Source organism: Paraburkholderia youngii, assembly GCF_013366925.1.
Lineage (GTDB): Bacteria > Pseudomonadota > Gammaproteobacteria > Burkholderiales > Burkholderiaceae > Paraburkholderia > Paraburkholderia youngii.
Map to the genome: position 1 here is coordinate 1,129,500 of NZ_JAALDK010000002.1, position 22,835 is coordinate 1,152,334.

A 22,835-nucleotide genomic window follows, 5' to 3' on the forward strand; every position below is an offset into this window, starting at 1 on the left:
TGCGATATTGCGCTGAATTAACGGTTCACCGCGCGATCTGCGCGGGGCAGGCGCACGCATGCGGCTCGTCTGGCGCGCAGTCTTCGCGCATTGGCGGCTCATCGCGTCGCTCCTCGCGGCACCATCCCTGGCATTCGGGCCATGCGGGTCAGATTGCTCGCAACCATCGTCAGCTTGAAGTGCTGGTCGACGCGCTTGAGGCCGCGATAGACCGTCTGCCGGATCCGCCCGATGGTTTTGCCCCAGCCGAAATGCTCTTCGATTCGTTTGCGGATGATCTGGCTAGTCCGGTAGCCCGCATGCCGCGAAGTGCGACCGTCGATGGCGCTGCCGCCCCAACGCTCATCGTTGCGCGCGACATGCGGTGTCACGTTGCGAGCGCGGCAATCGTTCACGAAGTCACGGGTGTCATACGCCTTGTCGGCGCCAACTGTCTTCGCATGAGTACCTGGCACGCAATCGAGCAATTGCAATGCGCTGGCCCGCTCGGCAAAACCATCTGCGTGACTAACCACGGCGCCGACCACCAGCCCCGAGCGATTCTCCATCAGGATGTGCCCGTGGTAGCACAGGATGGCCGGGCTCTTGTGGCTCTTCTTGAACAATCGCGCCTCCGGATCAGTAGTCGACTCGTGCGTGGCATTGCTACGTCGCTCGCCTTTCCAGTCGGTGTCGGCGTTGCGGCCACCGCCGGCTGGCGGACCATCGTCCGGGCCGTCCTTGCGGCGGAAGCTTTTGTGACTGGCCCACGCCTGAATCAGCGTGCCGTCCACCGAGAAATGCTCTCTCGACAGCAAGCCCCGCTTGTCCGCCAGGCTCATGACTTCGGTGAAGAACGCTTCCACGACTTCATGCTCCAGAAGCCGGTCGCGGTTCTTCGAGAACACCGAGTGGTCCCACACGGCGTCCTCAATCGCCAGCCCGACAAACCAGCGGAACAGCAGGTTGTAGCGCATCTGCTCCATCAGCATGCGCTCGCTGCGTACGGAGTAGAACACCTGCAACAGCAGCGCCCGCATCAGCTTCTCAGGCGCAATCGAGGCACGACCGGTGTCCGCGTAGATGACGCTGAACAGCCCGTTGAGCCGTTTCAACGCATCATTCACCAGCAACCGGATCGGTCGCAACGGGTGATCTGCCGGGACGAAGTCCTCGAGCTTGACCGTCGTGAACAGGGGTTCCTGCATCTCGTCCATTCCGCGCATCGCATCCGCTGCCAAAGATCATGAACACGATATCCATAACGCCCGTCCTTCAAACCCCGTTTACACGGGATCCAAATTCAACAGCCTGTTAGAGGACGCACTCCTGTCTCCTGTGAGGAAATGCTGGTTCGGCTGCTTTTCTAACTACTTGTAACGTTATCGGTAACAGTGACGATCTTAAGCAGCGTGCCGCATCCCCGCTATGAGGGATTTACCCGACAGATCAACGAGATGACGAATGATGGATGAGCGTCGAGTCGACCGGTTTGACCCGGCGCGGGATGAAAGCGCTTTCAGGTAGGGGTGCACAAACGGGCCGCGCGGCTGACCGTGCGAAAACAGGGCGCCAGTCATCCAATCCAACTGGCGGAACAGGAAAACCGAATCCCTTCAACGCGCGGGGTCTGCTTCAATCGTCGTCCGCGCACCGCGATTCAGTTCGATCTCAATGCCCGTTCAACGAGCCACCGTCGGGCGTGAGCCGGTTGTCCACCGAGGTGACACCGGGCACCGACATCGCAGCCCGTTCGGCACGCGCGACATGCTCCCGCTCGGGCACAAATCCGAGCAGCGTGATTTGCCCGGAGTGGGCAAAGACAAACACATGTGACATCCCGACGCCGCTGTGCGCCTCCGCAACCCGCACGCTATGAGCGAGTTGTTGGTCGGTGGCTTGCGAATCCTGGGCATAGGCAACCGGCGCGATTGCGCCTGAAACCAGCAACGCGAGCGTAGAAACAAGGGTTGTTTTCACGATACCTCCTTATTAGCACCAAGGTGTGCCGGCAAAATCCGCCGGCAAATCTTCCGGTCCGACTCAATGCGAGGCCTCGGAAGTGCATTGGACAAAACCCTCTTTCACTGCTTGCGTCGCGGTTATCGCGATTGCGCGTCGAGGTTTGGCCAGTTGGGGGCGTTGGGCGGTCAAGCCGTCGCCCGCAGAAAAGTTCGCAAGGGCAGCGCGTTCGAGCGGGACGCCGCAGGCGCGGCGTGGCGGGGAACAGCGAGAGCCGAGGGATGGGAGCTGGTTGGAGCGTTCGTGACGGAGCGCGAGAGCCAGACGGATGCACTGACAATCCCGCACTCAGCCTGCTATGCGGCTGAGCCCGGCTCGTTGCCCGGCATCTTATGCATTGATGATAGTCGGTAATGTCCGCCGCTGCTGACTGCTCCGACGCCGGTTCGTCAAGCGCAAACCGTCAATGCACGTGAGCCGGGTCGTTGCATCTTCGCAACAACAAGCGCGAGATTTTTCTTGCATTTGAGTGCGCTTCCCTTGTTAAGCGAGCGCTGAGCGACGCGCGAGACGGGTTTGCGCATCGTCTCGGTTCGTGAATTCAAACGGAGTTCCGACGCTTGTGACCATCACGTAATGGTCACAAAGCAGGGTGCTACTGCGGGATCGGGCGGCGCGCAACTGTTATCGATAACAGCGTTTTCCCTGAGCCGTTAGTTCGATGCGCGGCGCAAGGTCATCCCTATAATCGCCTCGAAATGTGATGCGGATACGACGCGAACATTTCGGCAAGAGGGGAAACGTGTGAGAACGCGTGCGTCCTGTGCGGCTTGGAGACGCCAAAATATATATAGGATATCTAAATGAAGAAGAAGCTTATTGCTGTGGCTGTGATGGCAGCCGCGACGACGGTGGCTCATGCGCAGAGCAGCGTCACCCTGTACGGCCGTATCGACAACGGCATCCAGTTTGAAACCGGCCTCCCGGGCGGCCACCAGTGGTCAGCCCAAAGCGGCGATTGGGGTTGCTCGTGGTTTGGCCTCATCGGTTCTGAAGACATCGGCGGCGGCACAAAGACGATCTTCCAGTTGGAGGGTCAGCTCAATACGATGACTGGTGCATCGGCGGGCAATCTGTTCGGCCGTCACGCAACGGTGGGCTTTACGAACGACAGCTGGGGTCTGTTCAAGATCGGTAACCTCGGCGCCGGCGAACTGGCGCAAGACAGCTGGGGCACCGACCCGCAGGTGATGCAGCGCTACGCGATCTCGACCCTGGTGCGCGGCCGTAACTGGACGAGCACCAGCAACGGCGCGGAGTACAACTCGCCGGTGCTGTTCGGCGGCCTCGTGCTGAAGGGCCAGTATTCGCTGACCAACAACACGAGCTGGAACTCGGCGCCGGTCAACGCGGCGGGCGTGCCGACCGGCCAGGGTCGTACGAATGCGGTTGAGGGTATCTACACGTGGGGCTCGGGCGACTTCCGGGTGATCTACGACGAAGTGCGCGGCGCCAACGGCACGTTCAATAACGTGTACTCCGCTTCGCGTTACGTTCTCGCGGGCGGTACGTACGTGCTCGGTCCGGTCAAGCTGTACGCTGGCTACCAGCACCTGAGCGCGCCTGACGCAACCAACGCGAGCGTGGGCGTGACCAATGCGTCGCAGCCGCTCGGCGTCAGCGCGCCGACCAGTGTGAACCACGAATGGTTCGGGGCCGCATGGCAGGTCACGGCGCCCACGCTGTTGACGGCCGCGGTCTACCACGCGAACGCGAACAACGGCAACGGCAACGCGACGCTGTTCACGCTCGCCGGCACGTACGCGCTGTCGAAGCGCACGTTCCTGTACACGGAAGCGGGCTATGTGCACAACAGCTCGACGTCGAACCTGAACCTCGGCAACGGGCCGTACGGCAACAACAACTTCAATCCGGTGACGGGCACGTCGTCGAACAGCAACCCGAACTATGGTCAAAGCCAGACTGGTGTCTTCGCCGGGATCATGCATTCGTTCTGAGTTGAGGTTGCCTGATCAGCAATCGTAGTGATCTCTTTGTTTCAAGGACTGTTTCTTTCTCTTTCATAGAGAGGCCGGTGCGACGCCTCCTCCACCCTCGTCGCATCGGCTGCTTTTTCGATTTCATCATCGGACGGACCCGCGTTTCTTCTTATCTGAAAGCGCTTTCATCACAGGATTCAGGCAGAACTCATGACCGACGACGGCTCAAACGACAACCCCGGCGCGCCCAAGGTACCCAACGTACCCGTTGCGCCCAACGTGACGCTCGAGGCCATCGCGCGCGCGGCCGGCGTTTCTCCGAGCACCGTATCGCGGATCCTGAACGGTTCTGCGCGCGTGCTTCCCGCCAAGCAGCAGGCGGTGGAGGAGGCAATCGCGCGTTTCAACTATCGGCCGAACGTGCTCGCGCGCAGTCTCGCGAGCGGCCGGACCGAAACGATCGGCGTGTTGACACAGGCCGTATCGAGCCCGTTTTACGCCGAGTGGCTGCGCGGTATCGAAGAGTCGCTTTCCGAGCCGGGCTTTACGCCGATCTTCGTGAGCAGCCGCTGGAACATCGCCGACGAAAAGGCGCGCCTCGAACAGTTCATCGCGCGGCGCGTCGACGGAATCATCCTGCTGCACGCGCAACTCGATGAGTCGACTTTGACCGACTACTCGCGGCACGCACCGATGCTCGTATTGGGCCGCTCGGTGCACAACAGCGCAACGCTCGCGGGCCTGCCGATCGACAACATGCAGGGCGCGCGCGACGCGACCCATCATCTGATCGAGCAAGGCCATCGCGAGATCGCGTTCATCGCCGGTCCGGCCAGTCACGAGGATGCGATCGAGCGCCTCGTCGGCTACCGGACCGCACTCGAGGAAGCGGGCATCGGCTTCGATGCCGACCTCGTCGAGCAGGGCGATTACCTCGAAACGGGTGGCGTCGCCGCGATGGAGCGCCTAATGGCGCGCCATCCATCGTTCAGCGCGGTGTTCTGCGCAAACGATCAGACCGCGTACGGCGCGCGCCTCGCGATGTTCCGCCGCGGCGTGCGGGTGCCGGACGACGTGTCGCTGGTCGGCTTCGACGACCTGCCGACTTCGTCGTACATGACGCCGCCTTTGACGACGGTTCGCCAGCCGACTTATGAAATCGGCCGACTCGCCGCGCAGGGCATCGTGCAAATGATCCGCAAGCAGTCGATCGCACTCAGCCCGATCCCGCTCACGCTCGTGACGCGTGAAACCACGCGGCGAATCACCCCGCCGGTAGAGCAGGGGGATACGCATGTGTAGCGGATTTTTTTCGCCTCGGCGTGAAAGCGCTTTCAGGTATCGGCAGTCAAGCAGAGATTCAGCAGCACATTCGGCACCAAGCAAAGCAGTACCAAGCAAAGCAGCAACAAAGACAACAGGGGAAGTAGGTCGCAGCAACCGGGTATTCATCAAATGCAGTTCAAACAGGTTTTTTTAGGAGACGAGTAATGAAATTCCGCTTTTCAGGCTCTGCCGCCGTCGTTCTGCTCAGCCTGGCCGCAGCCGGCGCGCACGCCAACACCACGTTGAACGTCGCGGTCTTTCCGAAGCTGGATCAGGAAATCAAGGACGCGCTGCCGGAGTGGAAGAAGCTGCATCCGGACGTCGACGTCAAGGTGTCGTCGCTCCAGATCGCCGATCACCACAACGCGATGACCACCGCTCTCGCGACGAGCTCGAATCTGCCCGACGTGATGGCGGTCGAGGTCGGCTTCATCGGCCGCTTTGCGGCGGGCGGCGGTCTCGAAGATCTGTCGAAGGCGCCGTATAGCGCGGGCCAGTACAAGAGCCAGTTCATCAACTACACGTTCGCGCAGGCGACCACGCAGGACGGCTCGATCGTCGGCATGCCGGCCGATATCGGTCCGGGCACGCTGTTCTATCGCAAGGACATTCTCGACAAGGCGGGCGTGACCGAAGCCGATCTGACGAAGTCGTGGGACTCGTATCTCGCAGCCGGCGTGAAGATCAAGAAGGCGACGGGTGCGTATCTGATGGCATCGTCGCGTGATATCGAGGACATCTACATTCGCGCCGACCTGAAGGAAGGCGACGGTGTGTACTTCGACAAGGCCGGCAATCCTATCGTCACGTCCCCGCGTTTCGTAAAGGCGTTCGAACTCGCGAAGAAAGCGCGCGAGCTCGGTCTCGACGCGAAGATCACGCCGTGGTCGAACGAATGGGCCGAGAGCTTCAAGCGCGGCACCGTCGCGACGCAAATGATGGGCGCATGGCTCGGCGGCCACCTGTCGTCGTGGATCGCACCGGACACGAAGGGCCTGTGGCGCGCGGCCAATCTGCCGAATAACGCGTACGCATCGTTCGGTGGCACGTTCTGGTCGATTCCGGTGAAAGCGACGCAAAAGCCGATGTCGTGGGAATTCATCAAGTTCCTGACGACCCGCAAGGAAACGCAGCTCGCCTCGTTCCGTTCGATCGACGCATTCCCGTCGCTGCTCTCCGCGCAGACCGATTCGTTCTTCGCCGAGCCGGTCGCGTTCCTCGGCGACGAGAAGGCGCGTCTGATCTGGCGTGATGCGGCATCGCACATCCCGGCGATCCAGCGCAGCAAGTTCGACCAGGTCGCCGAGGAAGCGGTGCACTCGGCACTCGACAAGGTCGTCGACGATGGCGCAGACGTGCATACCGCGCTGCAGGAAGCGCAGGACCAGATCGCCCATCGGGTCCGCCGTTAAGCGGTATCGATGCAAGGTCGCGGCACGCTGCGTGCCGCGGCCGAAGTGTCTCGAAGTGCGCTGCAAGTCTGCTGCAAACAGCGTGGCCGGTCATCGACCCACCCCACGCCCGACTGGACGGAACTATTGATGAACACTCCGCTGCCCACGACCGAAGAGGTCGCCCGCGATGCACGCGTGAGCGATGTGCTGAGCTCGCCCACGCCGTTCGCCGCGCCGCGCAAAACTTCGCGGCTCGATCCGGTGAAGGTCGCACCCTACCTGTTTCTCAGCCCGTTTTTCCTGCTGTTCGCGCTGTTCATGGCGTTCCCGCTGCTGTTTTCGCTGTACCTGTCGTTCCAGAGCTGGGACGCGACGGCAGGACTCGCGAGCATGAAGTGGGTGGGTCTGTCGAACTTCACGTTCACGCTGACCGACCCGTGGTACTGGAAGTCGCTGTACAACACCGCGTCGATGGCGGTCATGTCCGGCGTGCCGCAGCATCTGGTGGCGCTGCCGCTGGCGTTCTTTCTGCAAACCGCGTTTCGCCGCTGGCGCAACCTGATGGTCGGCCTGTACTTCCTGCCGTTCATCACGTCGAGCGTTGCGATCGCGCTGATCTTCTCGTCGCTGTATTCGACCGACTTCGGCATGATCAATCTCGCGATCGCCGAGCTCGGCAAGCTGCCCGGCCTGCACTGGATCGTACCCGCGCATCCGATCGAGTGGCTATATAACCCGAAGAACGTCAAGCCGGCGGTGTCGGTCGTGATCTTCTGGCGCTATGTCGGCTGGAACACGGTGCTGTATCTGTCGGCGCTGCAAACCATTCCGAAAGACCTGTACGAGGCCGCACGCATCGACGGCGCGAACGGCTGGCAACAGTTCACCCGCATCACGATTCCGCTGATCAAGCCGATGATTTTCTTCGCGGTCACGCTGTCGATCATCGGCGGGCTGCAACTGTTCGAAGAGCCGTTCATCTTGCTGCCGAACGAAGGCATGGGTACCAGCCAGTCCGGCCTGACGACGGCCGTCTATATGTATCGCACCGCATTCCACGACGGTGATTTCGGCACCGCGAGTTCGATCGCATGGCTGCTGTTCATCTCGATCGGTGCGTTGATGTGGTTGAACACGCGGATCTTTCACCGCAGCGGCATGAACGAGGAGACACAGCGATGAAATCGTCGAACAACAAGGGCCGCTATATCGGCTATGCGATCGTGGTGGCCGGCGGCCTGCTGATGTTCTCGCCGTTCTACTTCATGTTCGTGTTCGCGACGCACACCAGCTCGGAGATTTTCTCGATGCCGCCCCCGCTGTGGTTCGGCAGCGCGTTTCTCGACAACATGGCCTCGCTGATGCGGCACATTCCGTTCTGGCGCAATCTCGGCTGGAGCTTCTATACGGCCGCGATGCAAACCGTGCTGACGCTGCTGGTCACGTCGATGGCCGGCTACGCGTTCGCGATGTACGAGTTCCGCTTCAAGAAGACGCTGTTCGCGATCGCGCTGACCGCGATGCTGGTGCCGCCGTTCCTCAGCATGATTCCGACCTTCATGACGATGAACCTGCTCGGCTGGATCGATCAGCCGCGCGCGCTGTATGTGCCAGGCGCGGCCGCCGCGCTCGGCGTGTTCCTGATGCGCCAGTACGTCGCATCGGCGATCCCATCCGAGCTGATCGAGGCGGCGCGCATCGATGGCTGCGGTGAATTCCGCATCTACTGGAGCATCGTGATGCCGCTGCTGGGACCGGCGCTAGGCACGCTCGGGCTGATCAGCTTCATTCAGGCATGGAACAACTTTCTGTCGGCGCTGGTCGTGCTGCGTTCGCCGTCGATGTACACGCTGCCGCTCGCGCTGCGCATTCTGCAAAGCCCGACCAATTCGGATTGGGGCGCGGTGATGGCGGGTTCCGCGGTCGCGGTGCTGCCGTTGCTCGTGCTGTTTGCGTTCACCTCGCGGCGTTTGATCGACGGTCTGACGACCGGCGCGGTCAAGGCCTGAGATTTTTCCTTTCATCTTCACGCCCTGGCGGGCATGACCATTCGGGACAACAACATTTATGTCGACGTATCGATTCAACGAAGACTTCGTCTGGGGCGTGGCCACCAGTTCCTACCAGATCGAAGGCGCAGCGCATGAGGACGGCCGCGGCCCGTCGATCTGGGACGCATTCTGCAAAGTGCCGGGCAAGGTCGTGAACGGCGAGAACGGCGATGTCGCATGCGATCACTATCACCTTCTCGAGGAAGACCTCGATCTGCTGGCTGAACTCGGCGTCAATGCTTACCGCTTTTCGATCGCGTGGCCGCGCGTGCAGCCGACTGGACGCGGCGCATTCAACGACAAGGGTCTCGCGTTTTACGATCGTCTCGTCGACGGTTTGCTCGAGCGCGATATCCAGCCGTTCGCGACGTTGTATCACTGGGACCTGCCGTTGTCGCTGCAGCATACGCAAAACGGCTGGGAAAGCCGCGACACGGCCTATCGCTTCGCGGACTACGCGCGCAAGATCGGCAGCGTGCTCGGCGACCGCGTTGCATCGATCGCGACGCACAACGAGCCGTGGTGCACCGCATGGCTCGGCAACGCGACCGGCTATTTCGCGCCGGGCAACGCCGATCTGAAGAAAGCCGCGCACGTCGCGCACCATCTGCTGTTGTCGCACGGTCTCGCGTTGCAGGCGTTGCGCGCCGATGGCGTGAAGGCACCGCTCGGCATCGTTCTGAATCAGTCGCCGGCGCATGGCGCAACGGATTCGCCTGAAGATCAGGCCGCCGCGTCGCTCGAATACGCGAAGTTCGTGCGCTGGTACATGGACCCCCTGTTCAAGGGCGAGTATCCGGCCGAGGCGCTGGAATGGTATGGCGCAAACGGTCCACAAGAGGCGATCCTGAGCGGCGATTTCGACGTGATCGGCACGCCGATGGACTTCCTCGGCATCAACTACTACACGCGCATCTTCGCGAGCGCATCGGGCGAGAAGCGTCCGCCGGGCGTGCTCGGCTTCACGGACATGGATTGGGAAGTCTATCCGCAAGGCCTGACCGAGTTGCTGACGCGCATCAACGCCGACTACAAGCTGCCGCCGATCTACATCACCGAGAACGGCTGCGCGGCGAAGGACGTGCTGGCTAACGGCCGCGTGCATGACGCCGAGCGAGTGCGCTTCTATGACCTGCATCTGGCCGCGTTGTCGGACGCGGTGAAACAGGGCGTCGACGTGGCCGGCTATTTCGCATGGAGCCTGATGGACAACTTCGAATGGGCGTCGGGCTACGACAAGCGCTTCGGCATGGTCTACGTCGACTATGCGAGCCAGGAGCGCACGCTGAAGGACAGCGCGTTCTGGTATCGCGACGTGATCGCGCAACACGCCGGCGTCGCAGCCGTGCGCTGACGCGCACGCCCGGCGGCGGGCGCACCGAACCTCGCGTGGCGCGACAGTAGTGGGGCAGTGGGATAGCGTCACGCGGGGTCTGCAAGTACAAGGACTGAGGAGGAGGCATCAAATGGGCGAACTCGTATTGCGCAACGTCTCGAAGACGTATGGCGAAGGACCGCAGGTGATTCAGGGCATCGATCTGCATATCCCGGACGGCCAGTTCACGGTCTTCGTGGGACCGTCGGGCTGCGGCAAGTCGACGATGCTGCGCATGATCGCGGGGCTCGAGTCGATAACGGGCGGCGACATTCTGATCGACGGCGTACGCGTCAACGATCTGCAGCCTACGGACCGCGGTATCTCGATGGTGTTCCAGAGCTACGCGCTCTACCCGCACATGACGGTCGCGGAAAACATGGGCTTTTCGCTGAAGCTGTCGGGCAAGTCGAAAAATGAAGTACGCGAGGCGGTGGGCCGTGCTGCCGAGATCCTGCAGATCACGCATCTGCTCGAGCGCAAACCGAAGGCGCTGTCGGGCGGCCAGCGCCAGCGCGTCGCGATCGGACGGGCGATCGTGCGCAAGCCGCGCGTGTTCCTGTTCGACGAACCGCTGTCGAATCTCGATGCGGCGCTGCGCGTGCAGATGCGTATCGAACTCGCGAAGCTGCATCGCGAACTCGGCACGACGATGATCTACGTCACGCACGATCAGGTCGAGGCGATGACGCTGGGCCAGCAGATCGTCGTGTTCAACAAAGGCCACATCGAGCAGACCGGCGCGCCGCTCGAACTGTATGAGCGACCGGCGAACCGCTTCGTCGGCGGCTTCATCGGTTCGCCGCAGATGAACATGCTGGCCGCGACGCTGGTGTCGCAAAGCGATACGCAAACCGTCGTGGCGCTCGCCGGCGCGAGCCAGCGCATCGTGTTGCCCGGCCGGTCGACGCAGTCGCTGAGCGGCGAGCTGACGCTCGGGGTGCGCGCCGAGCATCTGGGCATCGGCTCGCTCGACGACGGTCTCGCCGCGCGTGTCGAACTGGTCGAGCATCTCGGCGACGTGTCGCTGCTGCATGCGCGACTCGATGGCATGGCGCACGCGATCACGCTGAAGCTCGACAAGAAGGACGCGCAGCATGCGGTCGGCGCGCGCGTCGGGATCAAGGTGGCGTCGTCGTCGGTCACGTTGTTCGATGCGGACGGCGCCGCGGTGAGTCTCTCGCGACCCAAAGTCGGCGAGGACGTAGGCGCGGTCGTTTGACAGGCCGATGCCGACGAGCGAGCACCAGCACACCGATGGCGGATAGCGCGATGGAGAAAAATGTAGCGAAGGACGATGGCGCGGCCGCGGCTAGCGGCCCGTCCGGGCAGCGGTATGCGCAGACGCCTGGTGAAACGGCGGCTGCCGCGGACCGCGGGCAATCGGCTATCGAACGAGCGCCGCAGCAGCGAGGAAGGTTGAAGAAGCCGAGCGAATCGCTGCATGCGTGGATCGTACATTTCGATGCGGAGCCTTCATCGAGGCCACCTGCATCGGACGACGAAGAGTGAGGCAAAAGCAGGGATGTCGTTAGTTGGTCTGCATCAAATATTATGCTTTGCTGTCTATGCCTTGCACGGAGCTTTCATCCTTGCTGGGCTTGGCTTTGAGGGTCGGGTCGGGTGGTTCCGGATAGTGGTTCCGAGCTTAGGTTAACTCCGCATGGCGGCGGCGAGTCGGGGCCATTAACATCCGCTAACGTTAAGGGTAACGTTCCGGCTGTCTACATCTATTCGAAGAGCTAAAACACGGAGCAGACATTGAAACCCGGGACGCGTCGCGCTCCTGTCCGGCACGACCCTGTATGGCCGGAGCGTTCTGCGTAAAACGTATCGATTAGATGGAAGCGCAGCGGTTGCGCGCAGGGATTGGCGCTACCGGTGCGGGCTGTGCCGCGGTTACGGCAATCGTCGCCGCGAGTTGGACGGGAGTTCGAGGGAGCTCCTGGCAGTAGGTTGGGAAGAAGTGCCTGAGAGCAAGGTTGATAAAGAATGTCGGGCCGCGCATCGCGGGCGTTCGCATGCGCGCGCGTCGGCCCGACACAAAAAATAACCGTTGGAATTTTGCTGGGTGGAGAGCGTCATGGAAAAGCGAGTATCTAAAGCCATCTTCAAGTCCCGGGCCTGCGAGCTGTTCCGTCAGGTCGAGGCATTGGGCGAAACCGTGGTCGTCACCGACCGCGGGCAACCCACCATCGAAATTCGGCCGTATCGCAGCAAACAGGAAAATCCGCTCGAGCTGCTGCGCGCGTCGATTACGCATTTCAATCTGAAGCATGCGTTGCAACCGGTCACCGCCGACCAGGAAGAGTAATGATCACGCTCGACACGCTTGCGCTCGTGTGCTGGCTCGGCAGGCAGAAAGCGCTGAGCCAGGCCGCGCACGATGCGATCGATCGGGAGCTCGCCGGCGGCGAGATCCTGATCTCGGCGATCAGCGCGTTCGAAATCGCGGAGTTCGTGAAGGTCGGCAGTCTCGGGCTGTCGATGGACGCGCGCAGCTGGATGTCGACGTTTCTGTCGCTAGACGGCGTGCGGATGATTCCGGTCGACACCGAGATCGCGTTTCGCGCGGCCACGCTGCCGCCTTCGCTCAGCTTGCATCAACGCCTGATCGTCGCGACCGCGCGCACGCATGGCGGCGCGCTCGTGACTTCGGATGCGAAGGTGCGCGCGTCGACTTACGTCGAAACGATCTGGTGACGGCCGCGGCGCTGCTTGGTGCGGACAGGGCCGGTGGAATCGCGCACCACCAGTTCCGCCGGCAGCGTGATGCGCTGCGAAGCGGCGTCGATCCCGGCGATTTGCGCGAGCAGCGTGTTGACCGCCGAGCGCGCCATTTGCTGGAACGGTTGACGGATCGTGGTGAGCGCCGGATGGAACTGCTCGGACATCGGGATGTCGTCGAAGCCGATCACCGAGATGTCGTCCGGCACGCGCAGGCCGGCTTCGCGAATTGCGGCGATTACGCCGAACGCGCTCTGGTCGTTGGCCGTGAAGATCGCGGTGGGGGGCTCGGCGAGGTTCAGCAGATCGAACGTGACGTCGAACGCCATCATCTGCGACAGGTCGCCCGCGGCGACCAGCGAGTCTTCACGCGGCAGGCCGAGACGAGCCAGCGTGTCGTGGTAGCCGCGTTGCCGGTCGCGCACACCTTCGATCGTTTCGTCGCCCGCCAGAAACGCGATCCGCTTGTGACCGAGCTCCGCCAGGTGTTCGACCGCGAGACAGGCGCCGCCGTAGTTGTCGACCGACACCGACGGGAAGCCCGTCAGCGTGCCGCGCTGATCGACGACGACGACCGGCACCTTCGCGGTGGCGAGCGCCTCGAGGCACAGCGACTCGCGCGGAAGAATCGCGAGGATGCCGTCGGAGAATTGCTGGATCAGTCCGAGCAGGTCGTGATGCGTATGACGATCTTCGTCGAACACCGTGTAGACCAGCATCTCGCAGCCCGCGCCACGCGCCGCGCGGCCCGCGCCGAGAATCAGTTCGCTGGAGAATTGCGTGTCGAGCGTCGGCGTGATGATGCCGATGATGCCATTGCGGCCACCCGACAGTTTCTGCGCGGTGCGGTTGACGACGTAACCGATGTCTGACGCGATTCTCAGTACTTCGTCACGGGTTTCGCGCGACACGCCAGGACGGCCGTTCAGAGCGCGCGATGCGGTCATCTGGGACACCCCGGCAAGCTTGGCGACGTGCTCAAGTGTGGGGGTTTGCCTTGCCATGCGGGTCGGAGCTGTGCGAGAGGTCATTGGATGGGTCGACTCGCTAATCGCGTTAGCGATACCGTTTATGTAGTCGCTATTCTAGCAGAACCCTATATATTTCCGCTTTCCCACAATCAATCAATCTTATGCAGGTGTTGCGTCGCAGCCCGCCGAGACCAGGTAAAATCCCGCATAGCCTTACTTCCCGCATCGACCTAACATTCACTAACGTTAAGGCTAACGTTAACGTTTCGGCGGTTTCTTAAAAATCCACAAGAGGGGACACACACATGGCGTACCCGGCGTTGTTTAAAGCGCGGTCCATTGTCGGCGCGACGGCGCTGCTGTTTTCGTTGTCTGCAGTTGTTTCGAACGCCCTAGCGGCGGACTCCAAGACGATCACGGTATGGGACCAGCAGACCAATGCGTCGTCGAGCAAGATCATTCGCGACGCGTCGGATCGATTCGAAAAGGCGGTTCCGGGCTACAAGGTCGAGAATTCGCACGTGCTGAACGAAGCGTACAAGACGAAGCTGAAGGTCGCTTTCGGCGCGAACCAGCCGCCGTGCGTGTTCGAGAACTGGGGCGGCGGCGGCCTGCACGAGTACGTGAAGTCCGGCCAGATCGCCGACCTGACGCCGTACCTGACCAAGGACCCGGCGTATCGCAACCGCTTCATGCAATCGTCGTGGGATGTCACGACATTCGACGGCAAGACCTACGGTGTTGCTGCCGAAAACGCAGCGGCCGCGGTGATTTTCTACAACAAGGAAGTTTTCAAGAAGTACGGCATCACGCCGCCGAAGACGTGGGATGAACTGATGCACGTCGTCGACGTGCTGAAGCAGCACAACGTTGCAGCGTTCTCGCTCGCGAACAAGAACAAGTGGACCGGTTCGATGTACTACATGTACCTCGTCGACCGTATCGGTGGTCCGCAAGTCGTGAAGGACGCGATCGCAGGCAAGGGCAAGGGCTTCGAAGATCCGGCGTTCGTCGAAGCCGGCAAGCGCATTCAGGAGCTCGTGAAGGCTGGCGCGTTCGCACCGGGCATCAACGGTCTGGATTACGACTCGGGTGCGTCGCGCCGTCTGCTGTACACGGGCAAGGCCGCCATGGAGCTGATGGGCGCCTGGGAAGCTTCGACGATCGCGAACGAAAACCCGACGTTCTCGAAGGATCTGGACTTCTTCCCGTTCCCGAGCGTGCCGGGTGGCAAGGGTGACCCGCGCGACCTGATCGGCACGGTGGGCGACGGCTTCCTCAGCATCTCGGCCGAGTGCAAGACGCCGGACGCAGCATTCAAGCTGATCCAGGCACTGACCGACGAACAGGCAATGCAGGCTCGCGCGTCGGATGACCACAAGCTGCCGCCGGTCAACAACGTCAAGATCGAGGATCCGTTCACGCAGCGTCTGCAGCAACTGCTAGCCGCGGCTCCGAGCGTGCAGCTCTGGTACGACCAGGCACTGCCGCCGGCCCTCGGCGAAATGCACAAGGACACGACGCAGGCGCTGTTCGGCCTGTCGGTGACGCCTGAAGCCGCTGCGCAGCAAATGGAAGCCGCTTCGAAGAAGGGCGGTTAATCTCCAGTCTCAAAGAAAAGTCCGGCCAGCACCGCAAGGTGCCGGCCGGCATACAAGCCCGTGAATATCGCACTTTCCGCTACACCCGAACGCCGGCTGAGATTCTCATCGCAAACGCTCGTCACGGTGGTGTTTCTTGCACCGTCGCTGCTGCTGCTGGCCGTGTTCCTGCTCTATCCGCTCGTCTCCAGCCTGCGGCTGTCGCTGCTCGACTGGAACGGCCTCGGCAACACTGCCCGTTATATCGGGCTCGCGAACTGGGAGCGGCTCGCGCACGACATGGTGTTCTGGCAATCGCTGCGGAACAACGTGATTCTTGCTGTCGCATCGATCGTCATCCAGCTTCCGATCGCGCTCGCGCTCGCCGTGCTGCTGGAAAAGGCCGGCCGTGGCTCGCGCTTGCTGAAGGTTCTGTATTTCCTTCCTCTGTTGATGTCGAGCGTGGCGATCGGCGTGCTGTTCAAGCAAATCTACGATCCGAATTTCGGTCCGGTCAACGTCGCGTTGCAGGCATTCGGGCTCGATGGCCTCGCGAAGGACTGGCTGGGCGACCCGCATTTTTCGCTGGGCGCGACGATTGCCGTGATCATCTGGCAGAACGCGCCTTTCTACATGATTCTGTTCCTCGCCGGGCTCTCGTCGATGCCGGCCGAGGTCAACGAGGCTGCGCTGCTCGACGGCGCATCCGAATGGACCATTTTCTGGCGCATCAAGCTGCCGCATCTGCAGGGCACGGTGCGCACGGCAGTGCTGCTGTCCGTGCTCGGCTCGCTGCGTTACTTCGATCTCGTCTTCGTCATGACCGGTGGCGGCCCCGAAGGCTCGTCCGAGGTGATGGCCACCTACATGTATCGCACGGTGTTTAGTTCGTTCCAACTCGGCTACGGCAGCACCATCGGCTCGGCGATGTTCCTTATCGTCATCACGGTGGCGGCGGTGTCGATGTACTTCACCCGCCGTTATGCAACCGAGGTCTGAACCATGAACAAGAAACTACGCTTCCCCCGCGTCGGGATTCCTCTGCTGGCACTGATCTGGCTGGCCGTCACGACGATCCCGTTTCTCTTCATGGTCGCGTCGAGCCTGAAGAGCCAGGAGGAGACTTTCGCGACGTCCGTGTGGGCGCCCCCGAGCCATCTGTACTGGGGCAATTACGCGGCTGTGCTGCAGGGGCCGTTCTTCACTTATTTCCGTAACAGCGTGTTCACGGTGGGCGTGTCGGTGCTGCTGATCGTCATCATCAGTGCGATGGCGGCCTACGTGTTTGCGCGCTTGCGCTTCTCGCTGAACAAGACGCTGTTCGGACTGGTGGTCGCCGGCATGATCGTGCCGCTGCATGCGACGCTCGTGCCGATCTATCTGCTCACGCGCAACCTCGGCCTCTACGACACCGCGTTCGCGCTGCTCGGCCCGTATGTGGCGCTCAGTCTGCCGGTGTCGATCTTCATCCTGACCGAATTCATGCGCCAGATTCCGCGCGAGCTCGAAGAAGCTGCGCAGCTCGACGGCTGCAGTCCGTTTCGCATCTTCTGGCGGATTTTCTTCCCGCTTTCGGCACCGGGGCTCGCCACTGTGACGATCTTCAACGGCATTGGCCTGTGGAACGAGTTCATTTTCGCGTACATGCTCACGTCGACGGCCGAGCACCGTACGCTGCCGCTCGCGATCTGGGACTTCATGGGGCAATACGCGTCGAACATTCCTTCGATGCTGTCCGTCCTCGTGCTCACCTCGTTGCCGCTGATCGTTGCCTACGCGTTCGGCCAGGAGCGCGTGATCAAGGGGATGATGGCTGGCTCGCTCAAGGGCTGATCCGCATCGCACACCACCTCGAATCGTGTGGGCCGCAGTGGCCCGCACACCGAACTTCGCAAAAACGACATGGCAAGCATCTCTCTCACTAACGTACAGAAGTCCTATACGAGCGGTAACTCGGTGATCCGCGACGCCAACCTCGAAGTGGGCAAGGATGAATTCTGCGTGTTCCTCGGGCCGTCTGGCTGCGGCAAGTCCACGCTGCTGCGCATGATTGCCGGCCTCGAATCGATCACCGACGGCGAACTGCGCATCGACGGTGAACTGATGAACAACGTCGAACCCGCGAAGCGCCAGGTAGCGATGGTGTTCCAAAACTACGCGCTGTATCCGCATATGAGCGTGTACGAGAACATGGCGTTCGGTCTGCGTCAGGCGAAAGTCGACAAGGCCATCATCGACAAGAAAGTGCGCAGCGCCGCTGCCGCACTGCAACTCGACAGCTATCTCGAGCGCCGCCCCGCTGCGCTGTCCGGCGGCCAGCGCCAGCGCGTGGCGATCGGCCGCGCGATCGTGCGCGAGCCGGGCGTGTTCCTGTTCGACGAGCCGCTGTCGAATCTCGACGCCGCGCTGCGCGTGCAAACGCGTACTGAAATCGCCCGTTTGCATCGCGAGTTCAACCGCGCGAGCGCGGTGTACGTCACGCACGACCAGATCGAAGCAATGGCGCTCGCCGACAAGATCGTGCTGCTGCACGCCGGCGCGGACATGGAAAAACACGGCAGCATCGCGCAGATCGGCGCGCCGCTCGATCTGTATCACCGGCCGAAGAGCCGCTTCGTCGCGGGCTTCATCGGTTCGCCGAAGATGAACTTCATGCCGGCCACGGTCCTCGCGGTCGACGAAAAGGGCATTCAGGTCGAACTGACCACCGGCGAGCGCGTGCGCGCCGAGGTCGACGGCCGCAAGCAGCGGGTCGGCTCGCAGGTCACGCTCGGCATCCGGCCGGAGCATCTCGCCCTGCCGTCGGCGCAGCCCGGCGTGCAGACGATTCGCTGCGCCGTGCGTCTGGTCGAGCGGATGGGCGAGCACAGCTACGTGCACGTGGACGGTGGCGTGCGAGACGGCAACACGATGATCGCCAAACTGCCCGGCGACGGTGGCGTGAACCACGACGAACGCGTCGAGTTGGCGTTCGCACCGCACGCGTGCCACGTCTTCGACGACAAGGATTTCGCGCTGCCGCGTCTGCACTGATCCGCTTGTGACCGCGCTCGCTGCGCGAAGCGGGCAAGCGCGGTCCCACTGAACCGCGTCGCTAGACGCACCGAACGACCCGCAGCCGATCCAACACCGCGAATCTAGAGTCGCGGCCGCGTTCGGTCGATTAGCAGGACTGCGAAGTACGGAAAGTTATCTGAAATGGAACCGGATGGCTCCGGGCCGAAGCAACGCCCTACCGCACGCTTGTCAGGAACTACGGATTTGTCGGCGCTTCATGCGCTTCGTACACCAGCATAAATAAAAGGAGTTTTCGATGTTGCTTCGCCAAAGTGAGATGCCGCTCTACCGCAGTCCCGCCGCAACCGTAGAAGAGCGCGTGGCCGATCTGCTCGCGCGCATGACACTCGACGAAAAGATTGCGCAGCTTCATGCCGCGTGGCTGGTGCTGTCGGCCGATGGCAATCACAAGGCGCGTAGCATCGATTTCGCGCAGAGTGCCAACCAGATCACGGTCGACGAAATCTTGCAATATGGCCTCGGCCAGATCACGCGTCCGCTCGGCACGCATACGGTCGATCCGAAGGAAGGCGTGCGCGCGCTCAACGAACTGCAGCGCAAGATGGTCGAAGACACGCGCCTCGGCATTCCGGTGATGGCGCACGAGGAGTGCCTCGTCGGCCTCATGATCAAGGACGCGACGCTGTTCCCGTCGCCGTTGAACTATGCAGCGACGTGGAATCCGCGACTGGTCGGCGAAGTCGGCACGATCATCGGCGAGCAGGCGCGTTCGATCGGCTGTCACCAGGGGCTCGCGCCGGTGCTCGACGTGTCGCGCGATCCGCGCTGGGGCCGCACCGAGGAGACGCTCGGCGAAGACCCGTATCTGGTCGGCGTGCTCGCGTGCCATTACGTGAAAGGCCTGCAAGGCGAACAGCGCGATCTGCTCGCGACGCTCAAGCATTTCGTCGGTCATTCGGCGAGCGAAGGCGGCCGCAATCATGCGCCGGTGCATGTCGGTCCGCGCGAGCTCAACGACGTGTTCATGCTGCCGTTCGAAATGGCCGTGAAGCTCGCGAACGCGGGCTCGGTGATGCCCGCGTATCACGACGTCGATGGCGTGCCTTGCCATGGCGATCGCACGCTGCTGCACGACACGCTGCGTGAGAAGTGGGGCTTCGACGGTCTCGTCGTCGCGGATTACGCGGGCGTGGACCTGCTTTACAGCCATCATGCGGTAGCGCGCGACAGCGCGTCGGCCGCGGCTCTCGCGTTCAACTCCGGCCTCGACGTCGAGCTGCCGGGCCACGAGTGCGCGGTGCATCTGAAGGAGGCGCTCGAGCGCAACGAGATCACCGAAGCGACGATCGACACCGCCGTCACGCGCGTGCTGCGCGTGAAATTCCAGCTCGGCCTGTTCGAGAATCCGTATGTCGATCCCGAACGCGTCGACGTGAAGAGTGCGGCCGCGGGCGATACCGCGTATCAGGTCGCGCTCGAATCGGCGGTGCTGCTGCGCAATCAGGGCGACGTGCTGCCGCTCGACGCGAACGGCGCCGACAAAATCGCGGTGATCGGCCCGACCGCCGACGATCCGCTCGCGCTCCTCGCCGGCTACAGCTTCCCGGTGCATCTGATCAACAGCGGCGAGCAGTCCACTGCTTCGATCGCGACGCCGCTGCGTTCGCTGCGCGCGTTGCTCGGCAATGAGCGCGTGATTCACGCGCAGGGCTGCGACATCATCAAGGAACGCCGCGCGGGCGCGCCGGTGTTCCCGGGCGACGTGTCGCTCGATCTGACCGGCGACGCGCATTGCGACGAACTGATCAGCAAGGACACCGACGGCATCGCGGCGGCGGTCGAGGCCGCCCGGCAAGCCGGCGTCGCGCTGGTGTTCGTCGGCGATCTGGCGGGCCTGTTCCAGTCCGGCACGGTCGGCGAAGGGTCCGATACCGACAGCCTCGACCTGCCGGGCGTGCAGCAGGCGTTGCTGCAGGCGGTGGTCGACAGCGGCACGCCGACGGTCGTCGTGATGACGGGCGGCCGCCCGTACAATCTCGGCGGCCTCGAAGATCGCATCGCCGCGCAGATCATGGCGTTCGCGCCGGGCGAGCGCGGCGCCGAAGCGCTGGCCGATCTGCTCGTGGGCCGCGCCAACTTCAGCGGCCGTCTGCCGCTGTCGGTGCCGAAGAGCGCGGGCGCCGTGCCGTACGTGTATAACCATCGTCTGAAAAGCGCTGGAACGCCGATTGCATACCATTTCGGTTGCCGCTATCCGTTCGGCTTCGGTCTCGGCTATACGCAGTTCCGTTACGGCGATCTCGCGCTCGCGCACAGCGAAGTGCCGATCGAAGACGGGACGATCGAGCTGAGCTTCACGCTCGACAACATCGGTGCGCGCGACGGCACCGAGATCGTGCAGATCTATGTGCGTGACCGTCACGCGTCGGTCGCGCGGCCGGTGCGCGAGCTGAAAGCGTTTGCGCGCGTGCCGCTCGCGGCCGGTGCCTCGGCGCGTGTGCGCGTGAAGCTGCCGGTCGATATGCTTAACTTCACCGACGCGCGCGGCGAGCGTATCGTCGAGCCCGGTGATTTCGATCTGCTCGTCGGCAGTTCGAGCCGCGACATTCATCTGAGCGGCACGGTCGCGGTCGCGGGCTCCGCGACCAGAACGCTCGAACGCAACTGGCGCATGCTGAGCGAAGTCGAGATCGTGGCCTAAGCGGCGGGTCGGGGCGGCGAGTGCCGCCCTGTGTGTGGTCCTACTCGTTTCAAGTGGAAAATCTGATGTCGTACGCAACCTATCCAAGCCTGGCGGACAAAACCATCGTCGTAACCGGCGGCGGCAGCGGGATCGGCGCCGCGATCGTCGAGGCCTTCGCGCAGCAAGGCGCGCGCGTGTTCTTCCTCGACGTCGCCGAGCACGATTCGCTCGCGCTGCAGGAAACGCTTCGCCACGCGAAGCATCAACCGCTGTTCCGCCGCTGCGACCTGAAAAATGTCGATGCAATCGAAAGCACGTTTGCGGCCATCGTCGAAGCGGCAGGTCCGATCGATGTGCTCGTCAACAACGCCGGCAATGACGACCGGCACGAAATCGGCGATCTCACCGCGAGCTACTGGGACGACCGTATCGCGGTGAATCTGCGCCACCAGTTCTTCTGCGCGCAAGCCGCCGCGAACGGCATGCGTCGCGCGGGGCGCGGCGTGATCCTGAATCTGGGCTCGGTGTCGTGGCATCTCGCGCTGCCGAACCTCGCGATCTATATGACGGCCAAGGCCGGCATCGAAGGGCTCACGCGGGGTCTCGCGCGCGATCTAGGCGGCGCGGGCATCCGCGTGAACTGCATCATTCCGGGTGCGGTGAAGACGCCGCGGCAAATGCAGTTGTGGCAATCGGCGGAGAGCGAAGCGAAGGTCGTCGCGAGTCAGTGTCTGCAACTGCGCATCGAGCCCGAGCACGTCGCGCGCATGGCGTTGTTCCTCGCGTCCGACGACGCGTCGCGCTGCTCCGGTCGTGATTACTTCGTCGACGCAGGGTGGTACGGAGAATGAGCATGCCGGTACCTGTGTGCGTATGGGCGGTCGGCGCCGAACTGGCTGAAGGGCCGCTGTGGCAGGCCGCCGAGAACGCCGTGTATTTCGTCGATATCAAGGGGCGCCGGATTCATCGGCTGTCCGTCGCGACCGGCGAGCAGCGGACGTGGCAGGCGCCCGACCAGCCCGGTTTTCTGGCGCCGCTCGCTAACGGCACGTTCGTGTGCGGGCTGCCAGGCGGCCTGCATCGCTTCGATCCGGCGAGCGGGGAGTTCAGCAAACTCGCCGACGTCGAACCGCATCTGCCGGGCAACCGCCTGAACGACGGTTTCGTCGATGCCCAGGGGCGCTTGTGGTTCGGCTCTATGGACGATGCCGAACAGGCGCCGAGCGGCACGCTGTATCGCGTGAGCGAGCGAGGCGCGGTGATCGCGCAGGACGATGACTACGTGATCACGAACGGCCCGGCGATGAGCCCGGACGGCCGCACGCTGTATCACAACGACACGATGCGGCGCGTGGTCTATGCGTTCGACGTCGCCGCGGACGGCACGCTGTCGGGCAAGCGCATCTTCGCCGCGATCTCGGGCGACGGCCATCCCGACGGCATGGCCGTCGATGCCGACGGCTTCGTGTGGATCGCGCTGTTCGGCGGCTGGCGGATCGAGCGTTACTCACCGGCGGGCGAACTGGTCGATCAGGTGCCGTTGCCGTGCGCGAACGTGACGAAGCTCGCGTTCGGCGGCGACGATCTGCAAACCGTCTATGTGACGACCGCATGGAAGGGGCTGACTGCCGTCGAGCGCCAGCATCAGCCGCAGGCGGGCGGGCTGTTCTCGTTCCGAGCACTAGTGGCGGGACAGGTTCATGCTCGCTGCACGGTGGGCTTCGAGCGTTAAGACGACAAAACACAGCGACAGGACAAGCCGCAATACG

The 22,835-nt window shown here is 62.8% G+C and carries 20 protein-coding genes; 17 read left to right on the forward strand and 3 right to left on the reverse strand.

What is annotated here, in order from left to right; all coding sequences use genetic code 11:
• Positions 1-98 precede the first annotated feature (98 nt).
• Both G5S42_RS36485 and G5S42_RS36490 read right to left on the reverse strand, forming a co-directional pair.
• Positions 99-1,205 carry an IS5 family transposase gene (locus G5S42_RS36485; RefSeq protein WP_376776852.1) on the reverse strand — a complete coding sequence of 369 codons (1,107 nt, stop codon included), beginning with the start codon at positions 1,203-1,205 and terminating at the stop codon, positions 99-101.
• Positions 1,206-1,650: 445 nt separating this feature from the next.
• The gene (locus G5S42_RS36490) at positions 1,651-1,959 is read right to left on the reverse strand and encodes a BON domain-containing protein (RefSeq protein ID WP_176111577.1); all 309 of its coding nucleotides are present in this window, start codon (positions 1,957-1,959) and stop codon (positions 1,651-1,653) included.
• A gap of 845 nt (positions 1,960-2,804) precedes the next feature.
• Here G5S42_RS36490 and G5S42_RS36495 point away from each other — a divergent pair.
• The 10 genes from G5S42_RS36495 (at position 2,805) to G5S42_RS36540 (ending at position 12,790) form a co-directional block, all read left to right on the forward strand.
• Positions 2,805-3,959: a porin gene (locus G5S42_RS36495; RefSeq protein WP_176111578.1), complete on the forward strand. Its 1,155-nt coding sequence runs from the start codon at positions 2,805-2,807 to the stop codon at positions 3,957-3,959.
• Between the two features lie 192 nt (positions 3,960-4,151).
• On the forward strand, positions 4,152-5,243 hold the full coding sequence (locus tag G5S42_RS36500) for a LacI family DNA-binding transcriptional regulator (protein ID WP_176111579.1): 1,092 nt from the start codon (positions 4,152-4,154) through the stop codon (positions 5,241-5,243).
• A gap of 188 nt (positions 5,244-5,431) precedes the next feature.
• Positions 5,432-6,679, forward strand: coding sequence for an ABC transporter substrate-binding protein (locus G5S42_RS36505; RefSeq protein WP_176111580.1), 1,248 nt, complete (start codon positions 5,432-5,434; stop codon positions 6,677-6,679).
• A 129-nt stretch (positions 6,680-6,808) separates the two neighbouring features.
• On the forward strand, positions 6,809-7,843 hold the full coding sequence (locus G5S42_RS36510) for a carbohydrate ABC transporter permease (protein WP_176111581.1): 1,035 nt from the start codon (positions 6,809-6,811) through the stop codon (positions 7,841-7,843).
• Entirely contained in the window at positions 7,840-8,670 is an 831-nt protein-coding gene (locus G5S42_RS36515; protein ID WP_018433683.1) for a carbohydrate ABC transporter permease, read from the forward strand. Before G5S42_RS36510 ends, G5S42_RS36515 begins: the two co-directional genes overlap by 4 nt.
• A 58-nt stretch (positions 8,671-8,728) precedes the next feature.
• Complete coding sequence (locus G5S42_RS36520; protein ID WP_176111582.1) at positions 8,729-10,066, forward strand: GH1 family beta-glucosidase; 1,338 nt, start codon at positions 8,729-8,731, stop codon at positions 10,064-10,066.
• Positions 10,067-10,178: 112 nt separating this feature from the next.
• Positions 10,179-11,309 (forward strand): ABC transporter ATP-binding protein, encoded by a 1,131-nt coding sequence (locus G5S42_RS36525; protein ID WP_176111583.1) that lies wholly within the window; start codon positions 10,179-10,181, stop codon positions 11,307-11,309.
• 50 nt (positions 11,310-11,359) lie between these two features.
• Positions 11,360-11,599 (forward strand): hypothetical protein, encoded by a 240-nt coding sequence (locus G5S42_RS36530; protein ID WP_176111584.1) that lies wholly within the window; start codon positions 11,360-11,362, stop codon positions 11,597-11,599.
• Between the two features lie 571 nt (positions 11,600-12,170).
• Positions 12,171-12,401: a type II toxin-antitoxin system Phd/YefM family antitoxin gene (locus tag G5S42_RS36535; protein WP_013093946.1), complete on the forward strand. Its 231-nt coding sequence runs from the start codon at positions 12,171-12,173 to the stop codon at positions 12,399-12,401.
• Complete coding sequence (locus G5S42_RS36540; protein ID WP_018433686.1) at positions 12,401-12,790, forward strand: type II toxin-antitoxin system VapC family toxin; 390 nt, start codon at positions 12,401-12,403, stop codon at positions 12,788-12,790. The genes G5S42_RS36535 and G5S42_RS36540 overlap by 1 nt, the downstream gene beginning before the upstream one ends.
• Here the strand turns inward: G5S42_RS36540 and G5S42_RS36545 are convergent.
• Positions 12,769-13,845, reverse strand: a complete 1,077-nt coding sequence (locus G5S42_RS36545) for a LacI family DNA-binding transcriptional regulator (protein WP_309234952.1) — start codon at positions 13,843-13,845, stop codon at positions 12,769-12,771. The genes G5S42_RS36540 and G5S42_RS36545 overlap by 22 nt on opposite strands.
• A gap of 308 nt (positions 13,846-14,153) precedes the next feature.
• On the opposite strand from G5S42_RS36545, the gene G5S42_RS36550 reads away from it, so the two are divergent.
• From G5S42_RS36550 to G5S42_RS36580, 7 genes are all read left to right on the forward strand, one after another.
• Positions 14,154-15,386, forward strand: coding sequence for an extracellular solute-binding protein (locus tag G5S42_RS36550; RefSeq protein ID WP_246392326.1), 1,233 nt, complete (start codon positions 14,154-14,156; stop codon positions 15,384-15,386).
• A gap of 60 nt (positions 15,387-15,446) precedes the next feature.
• Positions 15,447-16,364 carry a carbohydrate ABC transporter permease gene (locus G5S42_RS36555; protein WP_312883693.1) on the forward strand — a complete coding sequence of 306 codons (918 nt, stop codon included), beginning with the start codon at positions 15,447-15,449 and terminating at the stop codon, positions 16,362-16,364.
• 3 nt (positions 16,365-16,367) lie between these two features.
• Complete coding sequence (locus G5S42_RS36560; protein ID WP_176111587.1) at positions 16,368-17,198, forward strand: carbohydrate ABC transporter permease; 831 nt, start codon at positions 16,368-16,370, stop codon at positions 17,196-17,198.
• 69 nt (positions 17,199-17,267) lie between these two features.
• Complete coding sequence (locus tag G5S42_RS36565) at positions 17,268-18,398, forward strand: ABC transporter ATP-binding protein (RefSeq protein ID WP_176111588.1); 1,131 nt, start codon at positions 17,268-17,270, stop codon at positions 18,396-18,398.
• A gap of 280 nt (positions 18,399-18,678) precedes the next feature.
• On the forward strand, positions 18,679-21,084 hold the full coding sequence (locus G5S42_RS36570) for a glycoside hydrolase family 3 N-terminal domain-containing protein (protein ID WP_176111589.1): 2,406 nt from the start codon (positions 18,679-18,681) through the stop codon (positions 21,082-21,084).
• 65 nt (positions 21,085-21,149) lie between these two features.
• Positions 21,150-21,917, forward strand: coding sequence for a D-xylose 1-dehydrogenase (gene xylB / locus G5S42_RS36575; protein WP_176111590.1), 768 nt, complete (start codon positions 21,150-21,152; stop codon positions 21,915-21,917).
• Positions 21,914-22,798 (forward strand): SMP-30/gluconolactonase/LRE family protein, encoded by an 885-nt coding sequence (locus G5S42_RS36580; RefSeq protein WP_176111591.1) that lies wholly within the window; start codon positions 21,914-21,916, stop codon positions 22,796-22,798. The genes xylB and G5S42_RS36580 overlap by 4 nt, the downstream gene beginning before the upstream one ends.
• The last annotated feature ends 37 nt before the right edge of the window (positions 22,799-22,835 follow it).